General features: G+C 76.0%; 9 protein-coding genes. 8 read left to right on the forward strand and 1 reads right to left on the reverse strand.

The genetic code is table 11. The annotated features are described in order from the left end of the window. Window positions 1-23: 23 nt before the first annotated feature. The 5 genes from dhbC (at window position 24) to ACFRQN_RS24750 (ending at window position 4,754) form a co-directional block, all read left to right on the forward strand. On the forward strand, window positions 24-1,235 hold the full coding sequence (gene dhbC, locus ACFRQN_RS24730) for an isochorismate synthase DhbC (RefSeq protein WP_380742204.1): 1,212 nt from the start codon (window positions 24-26) through the stop codon (window positions 1,233-1,235). Further along, window positions 1,232-2,911 (forward strand): (2,3-dihydroxybenzoyl)adenylate synthase, encoded by a 1,680-nt coding sequence (locus ACFRQN_RS24735; protein ID WP_380742191.1) that lies wholly within the window; start codon window positions 1,232-1,234, stop codon window positions 2,909-2,911. Before dhbC ends, ACFRQN_RS24735 begins: the two co-directional genes overlap by 4 nt. Before the next feature lie 51 nt (window positions 2,912-2,962). Continuing rightward, on the forward strand, window positions 2,963-3,682 hold the full coding sequence (locus ACFRQN_RS24740) for an isochorismatase family protein (protein ID WP_380742193.1): 720 nt from the start codon (window positions 2,963-2,965) through the stop codon (window positions 3,680-3,682). After that, on the forward strand, window positions 3,679-3,912 hold the full coding sequence (locus ACFRQN_RS24745; RefSeq protein WP_049657883.1) for a phosphopantetheine-binding protein: 234 nt from the start codon (window positions 3,679-3,681) through the stop codon (window positions 3,910-3,912). The genes ACFRQN_RS24740 and ACFRQN_RS24745 overlap by 4 nt, the downstream gene beginning before the upstream one ends. 107 nt (window positions 3,913-4,019) lie before the next feature. Further along, window positions 4,020-4,754, forward strand: a complete 735-nt coding sequence (locus ACFRQN_RS24750) for an AMP-binding protein (protein WP_380742195.1) — start codon at window positions 4,020-4,022, stop codon at window positions 4,752-4,754. Between the two features lie 118 nt (window positions 4,755-4,872). Here the strand turns inward: ACFRQN_RS24750 and ACFRQN_RS24755 are convergent, their stop codons facing one another. Then, window positions 4,873-6,075, reverse strand: a complete 1,203-nt coding sequence (locus ACFRQN_RS24755; protein ID WP_380742206.1) for an amidohydrolase — start codon at window positions 6,073-6,075, stop codon at window positions 4,873-4,875. Between the two features lie 138 nt (window positions 6,076-6,213). Here ACFRQN_RS24755 and ACFRQN_RS24760 point away from each other — a divergent pair, with 138 nt between their 5' ends. From ACFRQN_RS24760 to ACFRQN_RS24770, 3 genes are read left to right on the forward strand one after another with little or no spacing between them, the layout of a single operon-like run. Beyond that, on the forward strand, window positions 6,214-13,560 hold the full coding sequence (locus ACFRQN_RS24760; protein ID WP_380742197.1) for an amino acid adenylation domain-containing protein: 7,347 nt from the start codon (window positions 6,214-6,216) through the stop codon (window positions 13,558-13,560). Beyond that, entirely contained in the window at window positions 13,557-13,742 is a 186-nt protein-coding gene (locus ACFRQN_RS24765; RefSeq protein ID WP_380742199.1) for an MbtH family protein, read from the forward strand. The genes ACFRQN_RS24760 and ACFRQN_RS24765 overlap by 4 nt, the downstream gene beginning before the upstream one ends. Next, window positions 13,739-15,154, forward strand: a complete 1,416-nt coding sequence (locus tag ACFRQN_RS24770) for a DHA2 family efflux MFS transporter permease subunit (RefSeq protein ID WP_380742201.1) — start codon at window positions 13,739-13,741, stop codon at window positions 15,152-15,154. Before ACFRQN_RS24765 ends, ACFRQN_RS24770 begins: the two co-directional genes overlap by 4 nt. Window positions 15,155-15,189 lie beyond the last annotated feature (35 nt).

The following is a 15,189-nucleotide window of genomic DNA, read 5'->3' on the forward strand; positions in this document are numbered from 1 at the left end:
TGCACCACGCCCCCGCCGGGCCGATACCCGCCGGGCCCGACGCCCCGGCGACCGCCCTCGCCGAGGGCCAGGACCACGCCGTCATCGGCGCGGCCAGCGGACTGCTCGGCCAGTACCGGGCCGGCTCCGACGAGGCGTTCTTCGCCTCGCCGACCCGCACCCTGCTCGGCTCCGGGGTGCACGCCCGGGTGCCGCAGGACGGGCGGCCGCTGTCGGTGCGGGTCGCCGAGACGCTGGCCGAGGCGGGCCGCTCCGGCGTCGAACGGCCGCTGGTGGTCGGCGCGGTGGCGTTCGACCGGGACAGCCGGGTCGAACTCGCCGTCCCCGCCCGGGTCCGCACCGCCGGGGCGCTGCGCGACGACCCGCTGATCGCCCTGCCCGCGCCGCCGGCCGAGCAGGCCGACTGGCGGATCGACCCGGTGCCCGCGCCCGAGGCGTACGGCGCGGGCGTCGCGGCCGCCGTCGAGCGGCTGCGCGGCGGGGAGTTGAGCAAGGTGGTGCTGGCCAGGACGCTGGAGCTGAGCGCCGAACAGCCGCTCGACCTGCCCGCCATCCTGCAGCGGCTGGCCCGCCGCGACCCGGGCGGCTACACCTTCGCCGTCCCGTCCGGCGGCGGCCGCACCCTGGTCGGCGCCAGCCCCGAACTCCTGCTCTCCCGGCGGGGAACAGCCGTGCTGGCCAACCCGCTGGCCGGCTCCGTTCCGCGCAGCGAGGACCTCGGCGAGGACGTCCGGCGCGCCGCCGCGCTGCTGGAGTCGCCCAAGGACCTGCACGAGCACGCCGTCGTGGTGGACGCCATCCGCGAGGCGCTGGCGCCGTACTGCCGCACCCTGGAGGTGCCCGAACGGCCCACCCTGGTACGGACGGCCGCGATGTGGCACCTGGCCACCACGATCCGCGGCGAGCTGGCCGACCCGACGGTCTCCGCCCTCGAACTGGCCTGCGCGCTGCACCCCACCCCGGCGGTCTGCGGCACGCCGACGGACGTCGCCCGCCGGGTGATCGGCGAGGTCGAGCCCTTCGACCGCGGCCTCTACACCGGCATGGTCGGCTGGGAGGACGCGACCGGCGACGGCGAGTGGGTGGTCACCATCCGCTGCGCCGAGGCGGAGGGGCGGACGCTGCGGGTGTACGCCGGTGCCGGCGTGGTCGAGCAGTCCCGGCCGGAGGCCGAACTCGCCGAGACCAGCGCCAAGTTCCGCACCTTCCTGGACGCCGCGGGGGTGGCCCGGTGACGCCGCTGGAGACCGCCCGGGCGGGCTTCACCCCGTACCCCGCCGAGTTCGCCGAGCGCTACCGGGCCGCCGGGTACTGGCGCGGCGAGACCTTCGGGCGGATGCTGCGCGAGCGCGCCGCCGAGCACGGCGGGCGCACCGCCGTCGTCGACCCGGGCGGCCACGGCGTGGCGGCGACCGAGCGGCGCTGGACGTACGCCGAACTCGACCGCCGGGCCGACCGGATGGCCGCCGGACTGCTCGCCCGGGGCATCCGGGCCGGGGACCGGGTGGTGGTCCAACTGCCCAACGCCGCCGAGTTCTTCGAGGTCGTGTTCGCGCTGTTCCGGATCGGCGCGCTGCCGGTCTTCGCGCTGCCCGCCCACCGGTACGCCGAGATCGGGTACTTCTGCTCCTTCACCGGGGCGGCGGCGTACGTGGTGCCCGCCGTCGAGAGCGGCTTCGACTACCGCGAACTCGCCACCCGGGTAAGGGCGGAGAACCCCGCGCTGCGGCTGGTGCTGGTGGCCGGCGAGGACCCGGGGGAGCACGTCCGGCTCGCGGACGTGCCCTGCGACGGGCCGGGTCCGGAGGCCTTCGGCGGGGAGCCCGGTCCCGAGGACGTCGCCTTCCTCCAGCTCTCCGGCGGCAGCACCGGCGTGCCGAAGCTGATCCCGCGCACCCACGACGACTACATCTACTCGCTGCGCGGCTCGGTCGAGCTGTGCGGCCAGGACCCGGACAGCGTGTACCTGTGCGCGCTGCCCGCCGCCCACAACTTCCCGCTCAGCTCGCCGGGTTCGCTCGGCACGCTGTACGCCGGCGGCCGGGTGGTGCTCTGCCCGCAGCCCGCCCCCGAGACGGCCTTCCCGCTGATCGAGCGCGAGGGCGTGACCATCACCGGGCTGGTGCCGCCGCTCGCGCTGCTCTGGCTGGACGCCGCCGAGCGCGGCGCCCGCGGCTACGAGAGCCTGGAGGTGCTGCTGGTCGGCGGCGCCAAGTTCAGCGAGGAGGCGGCCCGGAGGGTGCGCCCGGTGCTGGGCTGCACGCTCCAGCAGGTGTTCGGGATGGCCGAGGGCCTGGTCAACTACACCCGGCTGGACGACCCGGAGGAGCTGGTCACCACCACCCAGGGCCGGCCGATCTCGCCCGACGACGAGGTCCGGGTCGTCGACGACCAGGACCGGGACCTGCCCGACGGCGCCACCGGACACCTGCTCACGCGCGGCCCGTACACCATCCGCGGCTACTGGAACGCGCTCGGGCACAACGCCGACTCCTTCACGGCGGACGGCTTCTACCGCACCGGGGACCTGGTCCGGCGCACCCCCACCGGCCACCTGGTGGTCGAGGGGCGGGCCAAGGACCAGATCAACCGGGGCGGGGAGAAGGTCGCCGCCGAGGAGATCGAGAACCACCTGCTCGCGCACCCCGCGGTGCACGACGCGGCGGTGGTGTCGATGCCCGACTCGTACCTGGGCGAGCGCACCTGCGCGTATGTGGTGCTGCGCGCCGAGAGCCGTGAACAGCCCCCGAAGAGCGTCGAGTTGAAGCGGTTCGTGCGACAGCGCGGGCTCGCCGAGTACAAGGTGCCGGACCGGGTCGAGTTCGTCGCCGCCTTCCCGGCCACCGGGATCGGGAAGGTCAGCAAGAAGGAGCTGCGGGCCGCGATCGCGGCCTCGCTGACCACCGGCTGACGCCTCCGTCCTTCGTCGCCACCTCGCCACATCTAGCTAAGGAACACCACCGTGGGCCTGCCCCGCATTCCCCGCTATCCCATGCCCGCCGCCGAGGAACTGCCCGCCAACCGGGTCGCCTGGACGGTCGACCCGGCGCGCGCCGTCCTGCTGGTGCACGACCTGCAGAACCACTTCCTGGACGCCTTCGACGCCGAGGCCGAACCGCTGCCCGAACTCCTCGGCAACGTCCAGGCGTTGGCGGAGGCCGCGCGCGCCGCCGGCGTGCCCGTCGTGTACTCGGCGCAGCTCGGCGGACAGAGCCCGGCCGAGCGCGGGCTGCAGCAGGACTTCTGGGGCCCGGGCATCCCGGCCGACCCGCGGGCCACCGCGATCGCCGACGCCGTCGCCCCGGCGCCGGGCGACACCGTGCTGACCAAGTGGAAGTACAGCGCCTTCGTGCGCACCGAGTTGGAGCAGCTGCTGCGCGAGCAGGGGCGGGACCAGCTGGTGATCACCGGCGTGTACGCGCACATCGGGGTGCAGGCGACCGCCTGCGACGCCTGGATGCGGGACGTGCAGGCCTTCGTGGTGGCCGACGCGGTCGCCGACTTCGGCCCGGCGGAGCACCGCGGTGCGCTGGCCTGGGTGGCCGGGCGCTGCGGGATGGTCGCTACGGCGGAGACCGTGCTCGGGGCGATGGCTCCGGCCGCTGCGGCGGCCGGCCTGGACGCCGCGGCCGGCTTGGACGCCGCAGGCGTCGACGTGCTCGAAGGGGTGGGCGGCAAGTGACGGGTACGGGCTTCACGGTGGAGCGGATCCGGGCCGAGGTCGCCGACCTGCTCGGCGAGGACCCGGCGGAGATCCCGCTGGACGAGAACCTGGTCGACTGGGGGTTGGACTCCATCCGGCTGATGACCCTCGCCGGGCGCTGGCAGGAGGAGGGCGCCGAGGTGGCGTTCGTCCAGCTCGCGGAGCGCCCGGCGATCGAGGCCTGGGCCGAGCTGCTGGGCGCGGCGTGATGGCGGCGGGGGTGGGCGAGGCGCTGCGGGACCCGGTGCGGGATCCGCTCCGGGAGCCGGTTCGGGACGGGGGTCGGGAAGCGGCCCGCGGGGCGGTGCTGCCCGAGGTGCCCGAACTGCCTCCGCTGCCGCGCCGGACGGTGCGGTACCCGGCCACCACCGCGGTGGGGCCGGTCGAGGCGCAGGCGGCGCGGACGCCGGACGCGCCGGCGCTGGTGCTCGCGGGCGGGGAGACCGTCGGCTACCGGGAGTTGAACGCCTCGGCCAACCGGCTGGCGCGCGCCCTGGCCGCCCGTGGGGCCCGCCCGGGTGCGGTGGTCGGCCTGGCGGCGTTCCGCCGTCCGGCGGAGCTGGTGACGGCGCTGCTGGCGGTGGCGAAGTCGGGTGCGGCGTACCTTCCGCTGGACCCGTCGGACACGCCCGGGCGGCGCGAGCGGCTGCTCGCGGAGAACGCTCCGGTCTGCGTGCTGGGGGAGGGGGTGCCGGGGGCGCTGGCCGGGCTGGCGACGGAGGGCGAGCTGCCCACCGACCCGCCCCGGGCGCTGACCCCGCACCATCTGCTCTGCGTCGGGTACGGCCCGGGCGGGCGCCCGAGCGCCGTCCGGCTCACCCACGCCGAGGCGGACCGCCGGGTGCGCGAGCTCCAGGCGGCCCACCCGCTCGGGCCGGGCGACCGGGTGCTGCAGCTGGGTCTGCCGCTCTGGGAGTACCTGTGGCCGCTGCGGACCGGCGCCGCCGTGGTGCTCGCCGACCCGTGGCAGGAGGGCGAGGTCGGGGCGCTGGTGCGGGAGTTGGGCGTGACGGCGGTGCGGGTGGCACCCGGGGTGCTGCTCGGCGGGTGAGCGGGATCCGGGTGCCGGGGGGCGACGGCTGACGGAAGACGGTCGACGGGTAACAGATGACAGATGACAACTTTCAGCGAACAGATTTCGTTATCTGTTCGCTGAAAGTTGTCGGCCGTCATTCGTTCGTCGCTGCCGCCGACTCCGCCGCAAGATCCGCCGCCAGGTCCGCCGCCGTCCACGCCATCGCCACCGCGCCGTCCAGCACCGCCCGCTCCGCCTCCGCGCCCAGCGCCGCCTCGGCGAACGCCGCCTCGTGCGGGGCGCAGGCGCCGCCGGTGATGTCCAGCACCGGATGGATCGACGGCACCGCGTGCGACACGTTCCCCATGTCCGTACAGGCGAAGGGCCCGCTCTCGACCGGTTCCGGCCGGCCGAGCGCCGCCGCGTTGGCCCGCCACAGCGTCAGCAGCCGGGGGTCGGACCGCATGTCCAGGTAGTCCGGCTCGGGTCGGGTCAGTTCCACCTCGCAGCCGGTGGCGAGCGCCCCGGCGCGGAAGCAGTCCTCGACCCGGGAGCGCAGTTCGGCGAGGTCCTCGGCCGCCGAGGCCCGGACCTCGTACTCGGCGCTGGCGCTGTCCGGGATCAGGTTCGGTGCCGTGCCGGCCGCCGTGGTGATGCCGTGCACCCGCCACTGCGGCGGGAGGTGCTGGCGCAGCAGCCCGATCGCGACCTGGGCGACGGTGAGCGCGTCGGCGGCGTTGCGCCCCCGGTGCGGGTCGAGGCTCGGGTGGGCGGCGCGCCCGGTGTAGCGGACGGAGAGCGTGCCGAGGGCGAAGGAGCGGAAGTCGGCGACCTCGACGGGGCAGGGGTGGACCATCATGGCCGCGTCCACCCCGTCGAACGCCCCGGCCTCCAGCAGCAGGGCCTTGCCCGCTCCGCGCTCCTCGGCCGGCGCGCCGATCACCCGTACGGTGAGCCCGAGTTCGTCCGCGTACGGGGCGAGCCCGAGCGCCGCGCCGATCCCGGCGGCGGCGATCAGGTTGTGCCCGCAGGCGTGGCCGAGTCCGGGCAGGGCGTCGTACTCGCAGACCAGTGCGACGGTGACCGGCCCGCTGCCGAGGCGTGCGTCGAAGGCGGTGGCCAGGCCGTGGGCGGGAGCGGTGACCGAGTAGCCGTGCGCGCGCAGCAGTTCGGAGCACCAGGCGGCGGCCAGGTGCTCCTCGAAGGCGGTCTCGGGGTGGGCGTGGATGCGGTGGCTGAGCGCGAGGAGTTCCGCCCGCAGGGCGAGGACGCGCTCGCGCACGGCCCGCTTGGCGGCGCTGGGTCCGGTGGGTTCGGCGGGCCCGGTTGGTTCGGTGGCTTCGGCGCCCTGCGGCAGCGGTTCGGTCTGGGGCACGGGTGGCGTCTCCGGGGTGTCAGGGGCCCGACCCTGCGGGGCCGTTGACCAGATCATATGAACTTAGATTAGGCTAACCTAAGTAAGGCGTTCCGGATCCCCCGAGGAGCTCTCCACCCCATGCCTGCCGTCGAAACCCAGATCGCCGACAGTCAGACCGTCGACAGCCAGATCGCCGACAGTCGGGCCGCCCACAGCCGGACCGTCGACGGTCAGGCCGCCGACGTCCCCCTGCTCGCCGCCCAGGCCGCCATCTGGTACGCCCAGGCCCTCGACCCCGACAGCCCGGTCTACAACACCGGCGACGCCGTCGAGATCACCGGCCCGCTCGACGACGAGCGGTTCGAACAGGCGCTGCGGCAGGCGGTGGAGGAGGCCCAGGCGCTGAGCGCCGTCGTCGTCACCGACCCGGACGGCACGCCCCGCCAGCGGCTGAGCCCCGGCCGCCACTGGCCGCTGCACCGCCTGGACCTGCGCGCCGCCGAAGACCCGGCCGCCGAGGCCGAGGCCTGGATGCGCGCCGACCTCGCCCGCCCGGCCGACCTCGCCGAGGGCCCGCTGTTCACCCACGCGCTCATCCGGCTCACCGGGGACCGCCGGCTCTGGTACCGCCGCATCCACCACCTCGCCGTCGACGCCTACGCGTTGACTCTCCTCGGTGACCGGGTCTCCGCCCTCTACACCGCCCTCGCCACCGGCACCGAACCCGCGCCGAACCCCTTCGCCGGACTCGCCGAGGCCGCCGCCGAGGAGGCCGCCTACCGCGAGAGCGCGCAGTACGGGGCCGACCGCGCCCACTGGTCGGCCCGGATGGCCGACGCCGACACCCCGGCCACCCTCCCGGGCACCCCCGAGCCCGGCGCGTCTCCCGAGCCCGGCGCGTCTCCCGAGGTCGGCGCTTCCCCCGAGCCTGGCGCGTCTCGCGAAGCCGGCGCGTCCGGCGCATCGATCCGCCTCACCGCCGAGCTGCCCGCCGGCACCCGCGACCGCCTGGAGCGCGCCGCCGAGGCCGTCCGCGCCACCTGGGCCGAGCTGCTCCTCGCCGCCGCGGCCGGCTACCTGCACCGCCTGACCGGCACCCAGGACGTCGTCCTCGGCCTGCCGCTCGCCAACCGCCGCGGCCCGGCCGCCCTGCGCACCCCCGTCGCCGCCGCCAACGTGCTCCCGCTGCGCCTCGCCGTCCGCCCCGCCGACAGCGCCGAGGCCCTGGTGCGCGCCGTGGTCCGCGAGCTGCGCGCCGTCCGCCGCCACCAGCGCTACCCGCTGGAGGAGCTGCGCCGCGACCTCGGCCGCACCGGCGACCGCCGCGCCCTGTTCGGCCCGATGGTCAACATCAAGGCCTTCGAGAGCGACCTCGACCTGGCCGGCCTGCCCGGCACCGTCCGCAACCTCGCCGCCGGCCCGGTCGACGACCTCGCCCTGAACGTCTCGCCCGGCCCGGACGGCGCGCTGCGCCTGGTCATCGACGCCGACCCGGCCCGCTACGGGGCCGCCTCCCTCGCCGCCCACCGCGACGGCCTGCTGCGCTACCTCGACGCCCTCGCCGACCTGCTGCTCACCGACCCCCGGACGCCCGTCGCCCGGATCGACCTGCTCGACCCGGACGGCCTGCGCCGCGCCACCGAGGGCCGTACCGAGCCGCCGGTCGAGCGGACCGTGCCCGAGCTGTTCGCCGCCCAGGCCGCCCGCACCCCGGAGGCCGTCGCCGTCCGCTCCGGCGCGGCCGCGCTGACCTACCGGCAGCTCGATGCCGCCGCCAACCGGCTCGCCCACCGGCTGACCGCCCTCGGCGTCAAGGACGGCGCACCGGTCGCGATCGCCCTGCCGCGCGGCACCGACACCCTGGTGGCGATGCTCGCCGTCCTCAAGGCGGGCGGCGCCTGCGTCTCCCTCGACCTCGCCCATCCCGAGCGGCGCCTCGCCGCCGTGCTGGCCGACGCCCGCCCGGTCTGCGCGATCGGCACCGCCGAGGCCCTCGCCGGGCTCGGCCTGCCCGCCGGCCTGCCCGTCGTCCGCCCGCAGGACGTGGCCGGCGAGCCCGACACCGCCCCGCCCGCGCCCCGACTCGACCAGCCCGCCTACGTGTTGCACACCTCGGGCTCCACCGGCCGCCCCAAGGGGGTGGTGGTCACCCACGCCTCGCTGGCCAACCTGCACGCCGGCCTCGGCGAGGACCACGTCGCCCCCGCCCTGCGCCGCGCCGGCCGGGACCGGCTGCGCGTCGCCCACAGCGCCTCGTTCGCCTTCGACGCCTCCTGGGACCCGGTGCTCTGGATGGTCCACGGCCACGAGCTCCACCTGCTGGACGACGCCACCTACCGCGACCCGGCCGCGCTCGCCGCCCACCTCGACCGCGAGCGCGTCGACTACCTCGACCTCACCCCCTCCTACCTCGAAGTCCTGATCGCCGAAGGCATCCTGGACGAGGGCCGGCACCGCCCGTCCGTCCTCGTGGTCGGCGGCGAGGCCACCCCGCCCGCCCTCTGGCAGCGCCTGGCCGCCGTCCCCGGCCTGCACCCGGTCGACCTCTACGGCCCGACCGAGACCACCGTCGACGCCTACGCCTGGACCCCGGGCCCGGACGGCGCCCCGCGCGGCCGGGTGGTGCGCGGCTCCCGCGCCTACGTCCTGGACGGCTCGCTGCGCCCCGCGCCCGACGGCGTCACCGGCGAGCTGTACGTGGCCGGCGCCTGCCTGGCCCGCGGCTACCTCGGCCGCCCCGACCTCACCGCCGAACGCTTCCTCGCCGACCCCTTCGGCCCGCCCGGCAGCCGGATGTACCGCACCGGCGACCTCGCCCGGCGCCGCCCCGACAACACCCTGGAGTTCCTCGGCCGGGCCGACGACCAGGTGAAGATCCGCGGCTTCCGGATCGAGCCCGGCGAGATCGCCGCCGTCCTCGCCGAACTCCCGGGCGTCGCCCAGGCCGTGGTGATCGCCCGCCCCGGCCCGCAGGGCAAGCGCCTGCTCGGCTACGCCGTCCCGGAGAGCGGCAGCGCGCCCGACCCGGACGGGCTGCGCGCCGCGCTCGCCGCCCGGCTGCCCGCGCACATGGTCCCGGCGGCCGTGCTGCTGCTGGACGAACTGCCGCGCACCGCCCACGACAAGCTCGACCACCGGGCCCTGCCCGAGCCCGCCGCGGCCACCGAGGGCACCGCGGCGGCCACGCCCCGGGAGGAACTGGTCTGCGGCCTGTTCGCCGAGGTCCTCGGCCTGCCGCAGGCACCCGGCCGGGAGGCCTCCTTCTTCGACCTCGGCGGCCACTCGCTGCTCGCCGGCCGCCTGGCCGCCCGGCTGCGCGAGACCTTCGCCGCCCCGGTCGGCTTCGCCGACGTGTTCCGGCAGCCGACCCCGGCCGGCCTCGCCGAACTGCTCGACCAGGCCGCCCTGTTCGACCCGGCGGAGCCCGAGCACCGCCCCGCCCTGGTGCCCGTGCCGCGCACCGAGCGGATGCCGCTCTCGCCCGCCCAGCGCGGGCTCTGGTTCCTGCACCGCCTCGAAGGCCCCAGCCCCACCTACAACATCCCGCTGGCGCTCACCCTCACCGGCCCGCTCGACCGGCACGCCCTCAGCCTCGCGCTCGGCGACCTCGTCGCCCGGCACGAAGTCCTGCGCACCGTCTACGGGGAGGAGCCGGACGGCACGCCGTACCAGCGCATCCTCTCCGATTTCCGGCCCGAACTTCACGGGAGCACCGGAGAGCTGGGCGATGAAGTCCGGTACGCCTTCGACCTGACCGCCGAACCGCCGCTGCGCGCGAGCCTGTTCACCGACGGCCCCGGGCGGCACACCCTGCTCCTGCTGCTCCACCACATCGCGGGCGACGGCGCCTCCACCACCCCGCTGCTGCGCGACCTGGCCGTCGCCTACGGCGCCCGGAGCGCCGGTCGGGAACCGGAACTGCCGGAACTCGCCGTCCAGTTCGCCGATCACGCGGCCTGGCAGCGGGAGCGGCTCGGCACCGCCGACGCGCCCAGCCCGCTCGCCGTCCGGCAGGTGGAGCACTGGCGCGCCGCGCTCGCCGGACTGCCCGACCAGCTGGAGCTCCCGCTCGACCGCCCCCGTCCGGCCGTCGCCGGCCACCAGGGGGCCACCGTGCCCTTCGCGCTCGGCGCCGAGGCGCACACCGCCCTGGCCGGGCTCGCCCGGGCCGCCGACAGCACCGTCTTCATGGCCGTCCAGGCCGGGCTCGCCGCCCTGCTCACCCGGCACGGCGCCGGCACCGACATCCCGGTCGGCACCCCGGTGGCCGGCCGGGAGGACGAGGAGACCGCCGCACTGGTCGGCTACTTCGTCAACTCGGTGGTGCTGCGCACCGACACCTCCGGCGACCCGACCTTCCGCGAGCTGCTGGCCCGGGTCCGCGGCACCGTGCTCGCCGCGCACGAGCACGCCGAACTGCCCTTCGACCGCCTGGTCGAGGAGCTCAACCCGGCCCGCTCGCTCGCCCGCCACCCGCTGTTCCAGGTGATGCTCGCCTGGCAGAGCCGCCCGGACGAGCGGACCGCCCTGGGCGGCGGCCTCACCGCCGACATCGCCGCGATCCCCAGCGGCACCGCCAAGTTCGACCTCACCCTGAACGCCGGGGAACTGCCCGGCGGCGGCATCGGCGGCTTCCTGGAGTACCGCACCGACCTCTTCGACGACGCCACCGTCGCCGCCCTCGGGGAGCGCCTGACCCGGCTGCTCACCGCCGCCGCGAGCGCCCCCGACACCCCGATCGGCCTGCTGCCGCTGATCAGCGAGGAGGAGCGGCAGCGCGCCCTGGTCGAGTGGAACGGCCCGTCGGTGGACACGTCTTCGGACGCCACCCTGCCCGAGCTGTTCGAGGCGGCCGCCGCCGCCCATCCGCACGCCGTGGCGGTGGGCTACCGGGACGAGCAGCTCGACTACACCGAACTCGCCGCCCGTGCGGACCGGTTGGCCCGGCTGCTGGCCGCCGAGGGCATCGGTCCCGGCACCATCGTCGCGCTCGCCCTGCCGCGCTCGCTCGAACTCGTCGTCGCCCTGCTGGCGGTGGCCAAGTCCGGCGCCGCCTACCTGCCGCTCGACCCCGACTACCCGGCCGACCGGCTCGCCTACATGCTGGCCGACGCCACCCCGGCCGCCCTGCTCACCGACCGCGCCACCGCGCCCCGGCTGCCCGCCCACGAGGTGCGGCAACTCCTGGTCGACGGGCCGGAGTCCGCCGCCTTCCCGGCCGTCCCGCTGGAGCAGCACGAGCGCACCCGCCCGCTGCGCGCCGAGGACACCGCGTACGTCATCTACACCTCCGGCTCCACCGGCCGGCCCAAGGGCGTGCCGGTCACCCACCGCAACGTGGTCCGGCTGTTCGGCGCCACCGACCACTGGTTCGGCTTCGGCGCCGAGGACGTGTGGACGCTGTTCCACTCCTACGCCTTCGACTTCTCGGTCTGGGAGCTGTGGGGCGCCCTGCTGCACGGCGGCCGACTGGTCGTCGTCCCGCACCTGGTCAGCCGCGACCCGGCGGCCTTCCTGGACCTGCTCGCCCGCGAGCGGGTCACCGTGCTCAACCAGACGCCGTCCGCCTTCTACCAGCTCAGCGCCGCCGACCGGGACCGCCCCGGCAGCGAACTCGCCCTGCGCTACGTGGTGTTCGGCGGCGAGGCGCTCGAACTCGCCCGGCTGGACGACTGGTACGACCGGCACGCCGAGGACGCGCCCACGCTGGTCAACATGTACGGCATCACCGAGACCACCGTGCACGTCTCGTACATCGCCCTGGACCGGGCGAGCGCCGCCGCCGGGAGCAGCAGCACCATCGGCGTCAACATCCCCGACCTGCGGGTCTACGTCCTCGACCAGCACCTCCAGCCCGTCCCGCCCGGTGTCACCGGCGAGATGTACGTGGCCGGGGCGGGCCTGGCCCGCGGCTACCTCGGCCGCCCCGAGCTGTCCGCCACCCGCTTCGTCGCCGACCCGTACGCCGCGCTGTTCGGCGAGCGCGGCACCCGGATGTACCGCTCCGGGGACCTCGCCCGGCGCCGCGCCGACGGCGTCCTGGAGTACTTCGGCCGCGCCGACCAGCAGGTCAAGCTGCGCGGCTTCCGGATCGAACTCGGCGAGATCGAGGCCGTGCTGGCCGCCCACCCGGCCGTCGCCGACGCCGCCGTGGTGGTGCGGGAGGACGTGCCGGGGGACAAGCGGCTGGTCGGCTACGCGGTCGCGCCGGTCGGCGCCGTGGGACCGGTCGGCACCGCCACCCCGGACGAGCTGCGCGCCCACGCCGCCGCCGAACTGCCCGCCCACATGGTCCCCTCCGCCGTCGTCCTGCTCGACCGCCTCCCGCTGACCGCCAACGGCAAGCTCGACCGCCGCGCCCTGCCCGCCCCCGAGGCCCCCGCCGCAGGCGCCGGCCGCCCGCCGCGCACCCCGCGCGAGCAGCAGCTGTGCGAACTGTTCGCCGAGGTGCTGGGCGTGGCCTCGGTCGGCGTCGAGGACGACTTCTTCGCACTCGGCGGGCACTCGCTGCTGGTCGTGCGGCTCGCCGGTCGGATCCGCGAGGTGCTCGGACTGGAGGTCGGCATCGGCGCGCTGTTCCAGGCGTCCACCGTGGCCGCCCTGGACGCCGCCCTCGCGGCGGGCGCGCCCGGCGCCGACGCCCTGGACGTGCTGCTGCCGCTGCGGCCCGTCGCCCCCGGCCGGCGGCGCCCGCTGTTCGCCGTCCACCCGGCCGGCGGCCTCAGCTGGTGCTACACCGGCCTGATCCGCAACCTGCCCAGCGAGGTGCCGATCTACGGCCTCCAGGCCCAGGGCGTCGGTGCCGCCACCGCCGAACTCCCGCTGCCGGAAACGCTGGAGGAGCTGGCCGCGCACTACGCCGGCCGGCTGCGCGAGGTCCAGCCGGAGGGCCCGTACCGGCTGCTCGGCTGGTCCACTGGCGGGATCATCGCGCACGCGGTGGCCGTCCGGCTCCAGGAGCTGGGCCAGGAGGTCGAGTTGCTCGCCATCCTGGACGCCTACCCGGCCGAGGGCTTCCGCGAGCTGCCCGTCCCCGACCAGGCCGAGGCGCTGGAGGCGCTGCTCACCATGGGCGGCTTCGGACCGGAGGACCTCGACGGCCTGCCGCTCGAACTCGGCGCCGTCACCGCGCTGTTGCGCCGCGAGGGCAGCCCGCTCGCCGGGCTGGACGAGAGCACCGTGGCCGCGCTCAACCGGATCTACCTCAACACCAACCACCTGGTGCGCGGCTACGACCACCGCCGCTTCGACGGCGACGTGCTGTTCTTCCGCGCCACCGTCGACACCATCGACGACACCCTGGTGCCCGAGCTGTGGACGCCGTACGTGTCCGGCCGGATCGCCAACACCGACGTGGCCTGTTCCCACAAGGACATGACCCTGCCCGAGCCGATCGCGCACATCGCGAGCGTGATCGCCGACCACCTCAAGCAGTTCGACAAGCAGTCCGACAAGAAGACCGACGATGGAGAAGACCACCGATGAGTGACGCCCCCGCCAACCCCTTCGACGTCGACGGCGAGTTCCTCGCGCTCGTCAACGCCGAGGGACAGCACTCCCTGTGGCCCGCCTTCGCCGCCGTCCCGGCCGGCTGGACCGTCGCCCACGGCCCCTGCGAGCGGCCGGCCGCCCTGGAGTGGATCACCGCGCACTGGACCACGCTGTGACCCCTCCGGCAACCCCTCCGGCGGTCCAGGCCCCGGCGCGCCCCCCGCTCGCGGGGCGCGCCGCGGTGGTGGTCGTCTACACGGCCGCGATGTGCATGAACGGCCTGGACTCGACCATCGTCAACCCGGCGCTGTTCAGCATCGCCGAGGACTTCGGCCGCCCGGTCTCGGCGGCGAACGCCGTGGAGACCGCCTTCCTGGTCGGCCTCGCCCTCGGACTGCCGGTGGCCGGCTGGCTCGGCGACCGGTACGGCGTCAAGCGGGTCTTCCTCGGCTCGCTCGCCGCCTTCACCCTCGCCTCCGCGCTCTGCGCGGCGGCGCCCGGCCTGGGCACGCTGTCCGCCGCCCGGGCCGTCCAGGGCGTGGCCGGCGGGCTGCTCACACCGGTCGGGATGACCCTGCTGTTCCGGGCCTTCGCCCCGCACGAGCGGGCCGGCCTGGGCCGCATCCTGATCGTCCCGACCGCGCTGATGCCCGCCCTCGGGCCGCCGCTCGGCGGCTTCCTCACCGAACACCTCTCCTGGCACTGGCTGTTCCTGGTCAACGTGCCGATCGGCGCGGCCGCCGTGCTGATCGGGCTGATCGGGCTGATCGGCCTGCGCGGCGAACAGGAGCCCCCGGCCGGCCGCTTCGACACCACCGGCTTCCTGCTCGCCACCCCCGGCCTCGGCCTGCTCACCTACGCCCTCGGCTTCGGCCCGGCGCACGGCTGGACCTCCCCGGGGGTGGCCCTCGGCGGACTGCTCGGCCTGGTCCTGCTGGGCGCCGCCGTACGGCACCAACTGCGCACCGCCGAACCCCTGGTGGACCTGCGGCTGCTCGCCGACCGCACCTTCGGCACGGCGAGCTGGCTGGCCCTGCTGACCTCGGCCGGGCTGATGGGCGCCCTGTTCGTGCTGCCGCTGCTCTACCAGGCGGCGCGCGGCGCCACCGCCCTGGACGCCGGGCTGAGCGTCTTCCCGGAAGCCATCGGCCTGATGGCCGCCTCGCAGGTGGTGGACCGCCTGCTGCCCCGCCTCGGCCCGCGCCGGCTGGCCCTGCCCGGGCTGCTGCTGGCGGCGGCCGTGCTGGCCGCGCTCGGCTTCGCGGAGAACCCGTGGGCCGTACGGGCGTTGATGTTCGCCGTCGGACTGGTGCTGGGCACCGCCGTGCTCACCGTCCAGATCGCCGGCTTCGCCGACGTCCCGCCGCCCGCGATGGGCCGCGCGATGGGCCTGTTCACCATCCTGCGCACCCTCGGCGGCGCCCTCGGCATCGCCGCCACCGCGGCCCTCATCGGCGCGTTCGGCGACGGCGCGGGCGCGGGACCGTACCGGCTCGCCCTCGGGCTCACGGCGGTCCTGGTCGCCGCCGGCGCCCTCCTGGCCGTCCGCCTCCCGGTCGACGCCCCGGGCCCGCCGCCGGAGGACTGAGCCCTCAGGTGGTGGTCGTCCGCCCGGCCGCGTCG

This window comes from Kitasatospora sp. NPDC056800 (assembly GCF_042789775.1).
In the GTDB taxonomy this organism is placed as follows: domain Bacteria; phylum Actinomycetota; class Actinomycetes; order Streptomycetales; family Streptomycetaceae; genus Kitasatospora.

What these genes read in the sequence shown, in the direction of transcription:
- ACFRQN_RS24760 (WP_380742197.1), top strand. Translation starts at nt 6,214, where the DNA reads ATGCCTGCCGTCGAAACCCAGATCGCCGACAGTCAGACCGTCGACAGC.
- ACFRQN_RS24765 (WP_380742199.1), top strand. Translation starts at nt 13,557, where the DNA reads ATGAGTGACGCCCCCGCCAACCCCTTCGACGTCGACGGCGAGTTCCTC.